The 11,407-nt window shown below is 55.2% G+C and carries 11 protein-coding genes; 7 read left to right on the top strand and 4 right to left on the bottom strand.

What is annotated here, in order from left to right; translation table 11 throughout:
- The coding region (locus V6D20_17210; GenBank protein ID HEY9817521.1) for a hypothetical protein at window positions 1-392 on the top strand (392 nt) is incomplete at its 5' end.
- On the opposite strand, the gene V6D20_17205 is transcribed toward V6D20_17210, so the two are convergent.
- Entirely contained in the window at window positions 389-892 is a 504-nt protein-coding gene (locus V6D20_17205) for a YraN family protein (GenBank protein HEY9817520.1), read from the bottom strand. The genes V6D20_17210 and V6D20_17205 overlap by 4 nt on opposite strands.
- A 155-nt stretch (window positions 893-1,047) precedes the next feature.
- Between V6D20_17205 and V6D20_17200 the strand changes: the two genes are divergently transcribed.
- Complete coding sequence (locus V6D20_17200; GenBank protein HEY9817519.1) at window positions 1,048-1,557, top strand: pentapeptide repeat-containing protein; 510 nt, start codon at window positions 1,048-1,050, stop codon at window positions 1,555-1,557.
- Window positions 1,558-1,622: 65 nt separating this feature from the next.
- Here V6D20_17200 and V6D20_17195 read toward each other — a convergent pair whose 3' ends face one another.
- On the bottom strand, window positions 1,623-4,043 hold the full coding sequence (locus tag V6D20_17195) for a sucrose synthase (GenBank protein HEY9817518.1): 2,421 nt from the start codon (window positions 4,041-4,043) through the stop codon (window positions 1,623-1,625).
- Window positions 4,044-5,481: 1,438 nt separating this feature from the next.
- On the opposite strand from V6D20_17195, the gene V6D20_17190 reads away from it, so the two are divergent.
- From V6D20_17190 to thiL, 4 genes are all read left to right on the top strand, one after another.
- Window positions 5,482-7,068: an NAD(P)/FAD-dependent oxidoreductase gene (locus tag V6D20_17190; GenBank protein HEY9817517.1), complete on the top strand. Its 1,587-nt coding sequence runs from the start codon at window positions 5,482-5,484 to the stop codon at window positions 7,066-7,068.
- Between the two features lie 64 nt (window positions 7,069-7,132).
- Window positions 7,133-7,480 carry a hypothetical protein gene (locus tag V6D20_17185; GenBank protein ID HEY9817516.1) on the top strand — a complete coding sequence of 116 codons (348 nt, stop codon included), beginning with the start codon at window positions 7,133-7,135 and terminating at the stop codon, window positions 7,478-7,480.
- A 7-nt stretch (window positions 7,481-7,487) separates the two neighbouring features.
- Window positions 7,488-8,432 (top strand): hypothetical protein, encoded by a 945-nt coding sequence (locus tag V6D20_17180; GenBank protein ID HEY9817515.1) that lies wholly within the window; start codon window positions 7,488-7,490, stop codon window positions 8,430-8,432.
- Between the two features lie 62 nt (window positions 8,433-8,494).
- Window positions 8,495-9,565: a thiamine-phosphate kinase gene (thiL, locus tag V6D20_17175; GenBank protein ID HEY9817514.1), complete on the top strand. Its 1,071-nt coding sequence runs from the start codon at window positions 8,495-8,497 to the stop codon at window positions 9,563-9,565.
- 39 nt (window positions 9,566-9,604) lie between these two features.
- Here the strand turns inward: thiL and V6D20_17170 are convergent, their stop codons facing one another.
- Together V6D20_17170 and V6D20_17165 are read right to left on the bottom strand one after the other, a co-directional pair.
- Window positions 9,605-9,937, bottom strand: coding sequence for a hypothetical protein (locus V6D20_17170; GenBank protein ID HEY9817513.1), 333 nt, complete (start codon window positions 9,935-9,937; stop codon window positions 9,605-9,607).
- Window positions 9,938-10,157: 220 nt separating this feature from the next.
- Complete coding sequence (locus tag V6D20_17165; protein HEY9817512.1) at window positions 10,158-10,868, bottom strand: hypothetical protein; 711 nt, start codon at window positions 10,866-10,868, stop codon at window positions 10,158-10,160.
- A gap of 78 nt (window positions 10,869-10,946) precedes the next feature.
- On the opposite strand from V6D20_17165, the gene V6D20_17160 reads away from it, so the two are divergent.
- Window positions 10,947-11,072 (top strand): hypothetical protein, encoded by a 126-nt coding sequence (locus tag V6D20_17160; protein HEY9817511.1) that lies wholly within the window; start codon window positions 10,947-10,949, stop codon window positions 11,070-11,072.
- Window positions 11,073-11,407 lie beyond the last annotated feature (335 nt).

Here is an 11,407-nt window from a genome sequence, read left to right as displayed (position 1 = left end):
ATATGGAATACCTTTACTATCTAGCCAACGCCAGCTTAGTGCTTCGGGTGATCGAACGTCTACACAACACCACCTGGCTGCCGGTGCAGTTTATGACCGTGATCCACCAAATTGATGGATGGGTGGTGAAAGTTAAGATCGATGGATGCCTTGATGCTCAGCGCCATGGAGACTTTCAGGCGTTTCTTGCTGAACTTGGCATTCCTAGTGAACCTGATATCCGCGTGCGTATGGCGCTGTGGGGTCTGGAAAATGGGCAATCGCCGGTAGACGTGATGCGTCGCTACCAAGTGGCTGTGGTGTCCCATGGGCAGCCCGACCGCAATGAAATTGAAGAATTTCGCCGTCAGTTTGTGCAAGGTCTTGGCTACTGCCCAGAAACTCTTGCCTAATCAAAAGCATTGACGAGGTAATCTAGGGTAAGCCAGTCGTTGTCATAAGCCACGGGTGTACCAAGTTGAATAGGCGCTGGTTGATTGGTTTGACCCTCAGCACTGTCTGGAGAGATCGGGCGGTGCTGTTTTGCTTTGAAAGGGGGCGATCGCCGCAGAACCAGGGCAACATCAAAGCGGCAGTCCATATCGCTCAGGTGAGGATAGCGGGATAGAAACAGCTCTGCGGCTCGGCCCAGTTTAATTTTCTTGCCAGGGGTGATCGCCAATCGTCCATCGGCGTCCCAGTTGCCATTGCTGCGGGTTTTCACTTCCACGAAGGCTAGGGTGCCGCGGCTGCGACCGTCGGATCGGTAGGCCACCAAGTCTAGCTCACCCCATTGGCAGCGCCAGCGCCGCTGTAAAATCGTCCAACCTTCTTGGATGAGCCACTGGGCTACTAATCGTTCACCGCGATCGCCCAAGGCTGCTCGGTCTTGCTGCTTGCTGTCATCTCCCATGCTTGCCCTCCTCTGTCTACTGATCGAAGTCTACTGATCGAACGATCCTGCCCCAGATTCCGGTAGTATCAGGATACAGCGTCGCGTTGAACAAGGGTATGGAACGTTTTCCAGTAGGTCGAAATCTCCGACAAGTGGTTGTCCGTTTTCAGGCCATGGGGCAGGTTCTTCGTCAGCAATGGCACCGGTTAGGGGCGATCGCCCTGGTGGGAATTTTAGGGGGAGCGATCGCCCTAACCCTTTATCCTGGCAATGCTTGGGCTGAAGACTACACCAAGCAAAACCTGGTGGATTCAGATTTTTCCCATCGTGTCTTGACGGACTCTAGTTTCACCAAAGCCAATCTGCGTAACAGTGATCTCAGCTATTCAGACCTGCGTGGGGTTAGCTTTTTTGGCGCAAACTTAGAAAACACAAATCTAGAAGGTGCGGATCTGAGCTACGCTACCCTCGATACGGCTCGTCTAGTCCGCTCAAATTTGACCAACGCGGTGCTAGAAGGGGCTTTTGCCTTTAATACAAAGTTTGACGGTGCCACCATCAGCGGGGCAGATTTCACCGATGTGCTGCTGCGGGGTGATGTTCAGGAACAGCTTTGTGACTTGGCGTCAGGCACCAACCCCACCACCGGACGCGATACCCGCGAAAGTTTGAGCTGCTACTGATCAGGACGCGATGATGTCATTCCGCAGGCCGTGGTCTAGCCTGCGGAATGAGCCCTAATTTAGGATTACGCCTGCATATGTTTTTCCAACAGACTCTTAGCCATGGGTTTATAGAGTAGGTGGAACAGCATTTCAATATACCGCAGCATATCTTCGCGGTTTTCTTGAGAGCTGTAGTTCCAGAAGCCGTAGATCTTGGAGAGCGAGAGGAGTTTGGTGGCGTGGATCTTCCAGGTGTAGGTACTGTAGACCCGGTCGATACCCCGTTGGGAAATCTCCTTCCAGTAGTCGGGCTTATGCTCACACTTCGAGAGAAAGTCGAGGATCACCTCTGCCATTTCCTCGTGGTGGGTGGGGTTAATATAAAACCCGTTGTGCTTGTCTTGGATAATTTCCAGCGGCCCACCAAAACGGGTGCCGAAGGTGGGCAATCCTGAGATCATCGCTTCCAAAATGGTGAGACCAAAGGCCTCAAACAGCGCGGGCTGTACGAAGATGCCTTGGCGATCGGCAATGACGCGATAGACTTCCCCTGAATCTGTTTTAGGTAGCCGCACTCCTAGCCAGCGTATCTTCCCCTGCAGGTTGTACTGATCAATAACGTGATACAGCTTCTCAATTTCGCTGATTTCTTCGCGATCGGTGGAGTCTTCGGTGCGCAGTTTACCGGCAATCAAGATCAAATTGCACTGCTCTTGGAGGGCTTCGCTTTTGCCAAAACATTCTGCTAAGCCGGTGAGATTTTTGATCCGATCTAACCGGGCCATGGAGAACAGAGGGCGCTTGCTCGGATCGTCTAGGGTGCCGAAGATGGTGGCTGGGTCGTCGTCGGTAAACAGGAGTTTGTCGAGGCGATCGCGATCGCCCGGTACCCGATCCTCAGCGCGGTGATAGGGGAAATAGACGGTTTCATTGACTCCCGGTGGCACCACGTTAAATTTGGGGCTAAACAGATCGATGCCATTCACCACGTGGTACAGCTCCGGCATGGTGAAGCGATGGTAGGACTCGTATTGGCCCACACTTTCCTTGGTGCCCACAATTTCTTGATAGGTACTGCTGACCACAAAGTTAGCGGAGTTCATGGCGATCAGATCTGCCGTGAACTGGATGGAGAAGTGATACTGCTCTTCTAGATCTTGCCAATAGAGGTTGCTGAACAGATACTTCGACTTTTCTAGGGCATGGGCAATGATGCACTGGGTCACCTTCAGCCGTCGGGCCAGCAAGAAGCTGACGAGGTTGCCATCCGAGTAGTTGCCGATGATCAAGTCGGGCTTGCCTTGGAATTCCGCAAGCAGTTCTCGTTCCGCATCAATGGCAAAGGTTTCTAAATAGGGCCAAATCTCGAAGCGTGAGATCCAATTTTGGGTGTACTTGGGATTAAATTCCCGGAACGGAACCCGCAGAATCCAAGCATTATGCGTGCCGTGGATTTTCTCCAGCCGTTGGTTACACAGCGTATCTTCGCAGTTGGGCAGCAGACGAGTTAGCACCATCACCTTGGGATAGGCGGATTGCACATCCAGACCGGCTAGGCTGATCTCTTCCTGAAGCTGCTGCTCGATGCTGCGTACTTGGTCTAGCACGTAGACAACTTGTCCGCCGGTATCGGGGCGGCCTAGCACACCCTCTTGGCCAAACCAGCCATGGGGGGATAGCAACACCACGCGGAAAATCATGGGAATGCGCGAGATGAAGGTTTCTAGGGCTTGGTGGTCGGGGGAGTCGATCAAGCTGTCCAGCATGTCTAAGGTTTCACGTACTCGCCCAGCGGTGTTGCCCCAGCCGGGTTCAAACCCTAGTTCTTGCAGTTCAAACCGGAATTTGTTGTAGGGTTCGTTGGTGTCGTAGCGACTAACAAAGTTGATGGCGCGCTTAATCTGGCTCGAAAGCTGCTGCTGGGATTGGATACGACCATTAATCAGCAGTTGGGTGCCGTTATAGCGATGCAGACTGAGGAATTTGTATAGCGCCTCTAACCACTGGGTGGGATCTTGGAAGAGCTTACTTGACATGAAGCGGTTCAGGTAGTCTACGCCCTTGCCGATATTTTTTGAGTCGCGGATGGCAGGAGAGTAGTCATAGAAGGGTTCGAAGTCGATTTCTAGGACGTCTCCCTCTTGGGGGTGGTGGCGATTGACGAAGCGATCGCGGAGGTCAAGCAAGTCCTGGGGCGTCATTGGTTCAACGGTTAGGTCTTCAAAGACCCAGTAGGCCTGCTCGTTGGCAATTTTAGGACGAATGATTAAACAGAGACTTTCCCGCTCTAGGATGATCTCCTGGACATAGTAGATGAGTTTGCTGAGGTGAGACTGCTGGCGAAAGTCGTCTGACCTTTCATAGGTGTTGCAATAGTCTGAGAAAGCCGTGAGAATATCGTTCCGCAGCAGGTAGCGCTGGTCTCGTTTTCTCAATTCGCTGGCAAACTGGCGTAAGTCGGTACGTTCGTTGCTGTCTAGGACGGCTTGGATCAATTCGGACATTGGCGATTCCCCTTAAAAAGCTGTGAATTAGAGTACATGTGGTGAAGGATCTCCCGGTGGATCGTTAGAGATCTGGGGGAGAGATGCGGTCAGAAGTCCCAAAATGGGCGGGTGATAGACAGGTCAGAGCCGGACTGCGTTTAGGTGCGACTGTAGCCTACATGGCTACGGTCTGGCAGGCGTTTGCAGTTCCTCATCTCGCTGAGTAGTTGAGGAGGAGAGTTGGCACTGACGTTATGATTAGGTACGGATTGACATGACGGGTGTAGGGCGATCGCCCTCGGAGTTCTCTATCTGGAGAGGATTCCTCAACCCATGGGTCGATTTCATATTGGAGTCCCTGTGACGTCGTCCCTGAAGATGGGGGACGGGCTATGCGGCCAGGATGTCCAACACAGCCGTAGACTGGCGATGACGCTGAAAACAGCAGTGCTAGCCAGTGAACAAGCGAAACCATGCCCTCAGTCCATTGAGGGACGACAACGGCAAGGCAATTCCCTATGGGTCACCTCCATTGATGGAGTGTGATATCCATCTTGACGGATCAATGCGCTGCGTAAATCTATCTAGGTGTTGATAAATTTCTAGGCGGGACAAAAATGTAGACGAGGAGAATAGCGTTCAAGTGCTGGACTCGGAGATGAAGAACGATGCGATCGCCACCTTGAGCAAGCCTGAATCTAGCTAGTCCACTGTCTGACACCCTGCATGTTGCTTAATGCCACTCCATCTTAATCACAACCCCTAGGCGATCGCCCCTAGAAATGTATAAAGTTACGCAACGAAACGTTGAATTTTTGTGAGGCGTAGCGATGGCATAGTTTTCTAATGGACAGCGAAGGCAAACATGATCGGGCCGCTGTGATCGTCATGGCTGATGTTGGTAGACCGGTGCTGTCGGCGGTGAGTGTTTGTGCCTGGGGATGCCTCGGTACCTCTTGGGTGTCAAGACGGGTGTAAGAAACTAGGTGATAAAGCTAGATAACAATGGCTGAGGTGAACCGATAAGCGATACTGTAAGATTGGTATTGCATCGAGTTGGTTAGGGGCGATCGCCCTCACCTAGATAAGGTTAACGCGGGCTAGAGATGGTTAGCATGGGTGCCCGCCTGCAGGTCGCACATCGAGACTGTAGACATCCAGTGCTCGGCTGAGCTGACGCCGAAGCCCCTAACCCCTCAATCTCCAAATCAGGGGTTAAGAAGAGCCGATATCTAGTGCTGTCTCCCAGGCTTGGAAGGCAGTTAGGGTGAGGGACAGATCATGGAGCTCTTGAGCCGGACAGTATCCTGTGCTGGTGTTGGCTTTAGCTGTTGTAAGAGATAAAGAGGTGCGGCACCCTTGCCTTACTCTCGGGTCTTCATGGTGAGGATCGAGAGGGGTGAGTGTCCATCTTCTAGATCGCGGTTGTATTGTATCCCTTTTAACGACAACTTTTATGGCTCGCTCTCCTCTCTATCGTTCTTTTGTGCGGATTTTTCGTCAAGCTTGTGCTGCCAATGGGGATCATGGTTCTGGGCGGCGATCGCCTCGTTTCGGTCGGCGGCGCTTTCTCAACTATGCTGCCCTAGCTGGGGGTGGGGCGATCGCGGCAACGGTTTGGCCTAGGGTGCAGGCTGTGTGGGGCGATACTCCGCCCACGGTGGCGATCATTGGCGGTGGTTTGGCGGGGCTGACGGCGGCCTACCACTTGCAAAAGGCGGGCATTCTGGCGACGGTGTATGAGGCCAAGTCTCGACCGGGAGGGAGGGTGCGATCGGTGACCCACGCGGTAGGCCCCAATCTCACGGTTGAGTTAGGGGCTGAGTTGATCAACACCGATCATGCTGATCTGCTGGCCTTGGTGGATGACCTGGGGTTGACGCTCTACAGTCGCTTAGACGAACTGACCCAGTCTGCTTGGCCGGAGTCTGCTTACTATTTTGAGGGCACAGCCTGGACGGAGGAAACTCTGGTGGAGGCCTTTCGTCCCATGGCGGCACAGTTGCTAGAAGATGCCAATCGTCTCGATGAGGCTTGGGATCGCTATGCCCCCATCCTTGATCGTCTATCGGTGGCAGACTATTGTGAACGCCATCGCGATCGCCTCCCAGAACCAGTCATCTACAATTTGCTGGCCGCCACCATTCGCAGTGAATATGGCGTGGAGCCGGAGGAGTCCTCCATGCTGCAGTTGATCTTTAACCTGCCCTTGATCACTGATGATGATCAACTAGAACTCCTGAGCACCAGCGATGAAGCCTATACGGTGGAGGGCGGTAGCGATCGGATCATTACGGCCTTACGCGATCGCCTGCCGGGACAGATTCAGCTCCAGAAACGCTTGGTGCAGCTACGAAGTGTGGGCGATCAATACCGCCTTACCTTCGCCGATGCTACGGAGGTGGAAGCTCAGGTGGTAATTGTGGCGATTCCCTTCCCGGTGCTGCGGGATGTGGAGCTGAATGTGAATCTTCCAGCTCGGTTTCGGCGATTTATGAACCAGGCCCAGCTTGGCCTGAATGAAAAGCTGATTGTGGGCGTGACGGATCGCGTGTGGCGACAGGCAGAGGGTTTTGCTGGTACGGCTTGGACTGATCTAGGGTTTGTGTCAGCCTGGGATGCCACCCAGCGGCAATCCCAACGCTCGGATGGAGCAATCACGTTCTTTATGGGTGGACAGGAGGTAGAGGAAACGAGAGCGGTGGGTCCACAAATTTTAGCCCAGCGCTTTGTAGAACGCATGGCGTCCTATCTGCCGGATCTGCCGGATGCCCAGGGCGATCGCGCCATTCGCACCTATTGGTACAACGACGCTTTGGTCAAGGGCGGATACAGCACCTTCCGACCAGGGCAATATACAGAGTTTAGCCGGTTTCTCTACGTTGACTCGGATGATCCTGAGGAACGGCAGCAGGTTGCTTTTGGTAATCTAATCTTTGCGGGCGAACATCTCAGTGACGCTTATTATGGCTATATGAATGGTGCCGTGGAAACGGGTCGCCTCGCGGCCGGCGTTGCCCAACGACACCTGACCATGGGTTAGCCAACGGCTTCCAGGGCGATCGCCCCCCGCGTTATCCTGATTGAACTGCTGGATAGTTGCCACCATGAACCTCACCCTTACGGCAGATACTTTCTCGGTTGAGCTAGAGCCTATGGAACGCTTTTGGGCGTTTCACCTTGGGGCTCGCATTGACATCCCTCGCGCCCACATTCAATCGGTGAGCAGCACAATGCCGCCCCTCAGTTGGCGGGTACTGCGTGCGCCGGGAACCGGTTTGCCCTGGCTGGTGGCGGGCACGTTCTACACTGAGCAGGGACGCGAGTTTTGGTACATCACCCAACGCGATCGCGTTCTAACCCTGGATCTGACGTCCCAGGACTACTACAAGCGGCTGATTCTCACGGTGGAGGATCCGTCTGCTTGGCTAGCCCGACTTCAGCCGCTGCTTTAGGTTGTCCATGTCTTCGCCTTCTAATTTATTGTTGAAACTCAGTCGGCGGATCTGCCGCGATCTGGATGAGCAAGCGGCTTTTGTGGCAGCGTTGACTCAGCCCCAGCCGTTTCATCCTTGTTTTCTCTGGTGTCATGAGCCGCCAGAGCGACCGTTTGCGACGTTGCCCCCCCTGCCCTGGCAGCCCGAGTTTGTCGATCGCCTTGCCCTCCATGAACAGCCGGGTAAACATCCGCTGCATGAGGCTGGCTATGGCTATTGTCTGGATTTTTCGTCCGTGTTTGCCGCCTCGGTTCTGGGAGCGATCGCCCCACCGGATCCGCTGGTGGTGGATGTTTGTGCATCGCCGGGGGGCAAGAGTGTGTTTGCTTGGCGATCGCTGCAGCCCAAGCTGTTGATTGCCAATGAAACCATCGGCAAACGGGTGCGGGCCCTGCGGTCAAACCTGAAGCGCTGCCGCATCTCGCCGGCTCTCAGCCTCAGTGTCGATCCCCAGGTTTTGGCAGACCTGATGCCTCACGCCGCCGATGTGGTGATCGTGGATGCGCCCTGCTCAGGACAGTCGCTGTTGGCCAAGGGCAGCAAAGCACCGGGTTGTTTCCATCCGGTGACCATTAATAAAAATGCCAACCGCCAAAAACGCATCTTGGCCAATGCGGCTCAGGTGGTGGCTCCAGGGGGGTACCTGGTCTATATGACCTGTGCCTATTCACCGGAGGAAAACGAGCAGGTGGGCGACTGGTTTCTCCAGCGGTTTCCTCAATTTGCCGCGGTGACCGTGCCCCATCTGGCGGCCTACCAATCCACCCTCAGCGATCGCCCCTGCTATCGCATGTTTCCCCAGGATGGCTTAGGTGCCGGAGCCTTTGCCCTGCTGCTGCACTCCACCGAAGAGGGACAGCCCTCTCCCCTGCCGGTGTTGACCGATCATCCTGCCGTTAGGATACATTAGGTCTCTGGGCTGGGGCGATCGCTGGATGAGCCTGGCTAGTTCATTGTGTGAGTGCAACCCCCATGGTGCCTGAGTTTGGTTCTAAGTCTAAGTCTGAGTTAGTTGTGCGAGAGATTGGCGAGCAGGGTCTTCTACGCCGTTTGCAGAGCTACTGTCCGCCGGAGATGGTGGGGGATGATGCTGCCGTGCTTTCTCTCCCGCCGGATCAGGACTTGGTGGTCACCACCGATGTGTTGGTGGATGGCGTTCACTTCAGTTTGGGGCTAGCCCTGCCCCAGCAGACCACGTCACCGACGGATGTGGGCTGGCGGGCGATCGCTGCCAATCTATCTGACCTGGCCGCCATGGGTGCTAGACCGGTGGGGTTGACCATTGGCCTGAGTCTGCCGGGGACGGTGCCGGTGGCTTGGGTGGAAGCGCTGTACCAGGGGATGGCTGCCTGTGCTGCTGCCTATGGAACGGCGATTGTGGGCGGCGATATTTGTCGATCGCCCGTGGTGACCTTGGGGGTCACGGCTTTGGGTCAGGTGCATCCCCAGCGGGTGCTGCGGCGATCGGCGGCTCAGGTGGGGGATGCCATTGTGGTGACGGGGGAGCATGGCGCTTCCCGGGCTGGGCTGGAGCGCTTGCTGTCTCCTGACGATCCCTGTCCGCTGTCTGTGAGCCAGCAACATCGGTTGATCCAAGCCCACCAGCGGCCTCGGCCTCGGCTGGATATCTTGCCATTGCTGGAGGCCGTCGGAGCCTGGCAGCTCGATCGGCCGATCGCTGCCATGGATAGCAGTGACGGTCTAGCCGATGCGGTGCTGCAAATCTGTCAGTCCAGTGGCGTGGGTGCCATCCTGGAGCGATCGCGCCTGCCGACACCGCCGGAGTTGACCCCGTGGCGATCTGCAGAGCAGGCCCTAAACTGGACGCTCTATGGTGGAGAAGATTTTGAGCTGGTGTTGTGTCTGCCGGAAGCAACCGCCTTGGCCTTGGTTGCCCAGAGCCCCGGCGCAGCCATCATTGGCTATACGACGCCAGCACTTGATTTGGTGGTGGGCGATTGCTCCCCGTCGGACAAGTCTAGCCCCGGTGATGCATCCTATCTTTCCCTACGGCAAGGGTTTCAGCATTTTGATGAAGCCTAGATTGGGATGATGAAGTCTGGGGGAGCGATCGCAGATCCCCTAGCTAAGCTTGGGCTGGTTGGCCGCCGTCGCCGATAGACTGGTCATGGCATCGGCAGAGCAGAGCCGTTCTAGCACCTGTTCCGCCGTAATCAAGCGCTTGAGCACAACCTGCCCAATAGCTCCCGGCGAGTTCAATGCACCCGGCTTCACTTCCACCATCACCACCGCATCCTCAACCCGGTAGAGCCAGAGGGTTTCGCCCTGCTCCACCAGATAGAGGTTCATGCGATGAATTTCAGGATTGCGCCGCCAGGCCAGCTCGTCCCACAGCCCGCCAATCCCCCAGACTCGACCAATAACCCAGCCATCAGACAAAAAGAAATACTTCACGGATGTGTCCTGTTCTACACAACCTCAACTCATGCCCCAGGGTGATGGCCATGACGTCATCAACGACTGCGGCAATGGTGAGTGGGAACCGATATGTACTGAATTAGATTATCACCCTTGCTGCAATCGGTAGCGCTTTCCCGGATGGCTTAGGGGTTGGGGGCAACGGAGATGGGGCTGCGATCGCCTCGTGCAATCCTCATACAACCGGCTGGAGCCACTATTCAACCTGTAGGTCGGCGGCGGCGGAGCTAGCGTCGAGGGCATCCTTGAGCCGGGCGGTGCCGCCGTCGAGGTAAATGGTGCGAATATCCGCTGGCAGCAAGTCTTCAAGCTGCTGGCAGCCTTTTTGAAATTCGGCGCGCACGGTAGTGGGGGTGAGCATATCTCCTTCGGCCTGCAGGTAGGCGGAGATACGGGTATCGCTCCAGTGAAAGGTGTGGCTGAGCAAGACAATTAAGCGCCGCGTGGGGGGGAGTTGCTCAAGGGCTTGGTCAACGTAGCACCAGAGGGGCGGTGAGGTGTGATCTAAGGAATAGTGAATGTCTTCCACCGGGGGCAGTTCAGCTCGGTTGATGCACACTGCCGTGATGTTAATCAGCCAGCTTTGCAGGGTCATCTGGGCGGCTCCCCCTTCGGCTCCTGCCGGCCGTTCCCGTCCCGGTTCATACAAATCCAGCCCCCCCAGCTCGTGATAGATATGTCGCCAGGTCATGGCAAAGAGATAATCAGCCTGAACCGGCGATCGCGCTGAATGGCGGATGAGGGTGTAGACCAGCGGGCTATAGCGGCAAAAAATCGCAGTAAAGTATTGGCCCGCTTCAGGATGGCGCTGGAATAGGGTCAACAGCTCTTGATCGCTATAGTGAGACAGCGATCGAATCAGCGGATGACTACATTCTGGAAAGTTGGGGACTTGCACAATAGCCAATAACCAAAATCAAAACCTGGGAGACAAGGGGGCGATCGCTCTGCCGACTTGAAGCCTCCCTAGCCTGACGCCCTATCCATGGAGTCAAGTCCTCTGAATTATAAACAGTCCTTGCTGTTCCCAACGAAAATTTCACGGGAGGTGTCGGTCGGGAGGGCGATCGCCCTCCAGCGGCGGCGGCGGCAACGTCACCGTGTTGATTAAGGAGCTGATTGAATGGCACACCCTGATGGAGCAGGTTCAGGATTGATCGAGATCACTCATAGACCATCCTTGATACTGATGGGTACCAAGATGGGCATAGATGGGGGTATAAATGCCAAAGTACAGGGGTATAACCTAGACCCAGCCTAGGCTGGCTGGGTTATTGGTAACCAGCGATGGGAAGATGGCAACGGGAGCGATCGCCCCTCACTTAAGCACAACTTATCAAACTGTCCTAAACTTCCTAGGGGTCTCTGTCCGATTGTTAAGTCACGCAACGATATACTGAACAGTAGAAAAACCACTAGTTGTTCAGCTTATACAAGCTTGGCTTA

It is taken from the genome of Candidatus Obscuribacterales bacterium, assembly GCA_036703605.1.
GTDB lineage: Bacteria > Cyanobacteriota > Cyanobacteriia > RECH01 > RECH01 > RECH01.
Note: the sequence above shows the minus strand (reverse complement) of the source record. Positions and strands in the feature narration are given on the sequence as shown.

Bases quoted from the DNA above. Each gene is read 5' to 3' on its own strand.
- V6D20_17205 (HEY9817520.1), bottom strand. From the start codon at position 892: ATGGGAGATGACAGCAAGCAGCAAGACCGAGCAGCCTTGGGCGATCGC.
- V6D20_17200 (HEY9817519.1), top strand. From the start codon at position 1,048: ATGGGGCAGGTTCTTCGTCAGCAATGGCACCGGTTAGGGGCGATCGCC.
- V6D20_17195 (HEY9817518.1), bottom strand. From the start codon at position 4,043: ATGTCCGAATTGATCCAAGCCGTCCTAGACAGCAACGAACGTACCGAC.
- V6D20_17190 (HEY9817517.1), top strand. From the start codon at position 5,482: ATGGCTCGCTCTCCTCTCTATCGTTCTTTTGTGCGGATTTTTCGTCAA.
- V6D20_17185 (HEY9817516.1), top strand. From the start codon at position 7,133: ATGAACCTCACCCTTACGGCAGATACTTTCTCGGTTGAGCTAGAGCCT.
- V6D20_17180 (HEY9817515.1), top strand. From the start codon at position 7,488: ATGTCTTCGCCTTCTAATTTATTGTTGAAACTCAGTCGGCGGATCTGC.
- thiL (HEY9817514.1), top strand. From the start codon at position 8,495: ATGGTGCCTGAGTTTGGTTCTAAGTCTAAGTCTGAGTTAGTTGTGCGA.
- V6D20_17160 (HEY9817511.1), top strand. From the start codon at position 10,947: ATGGAGTCAAGTCCTCTGAATTATAAACAGTCCTTGCTGTTCCCAACG.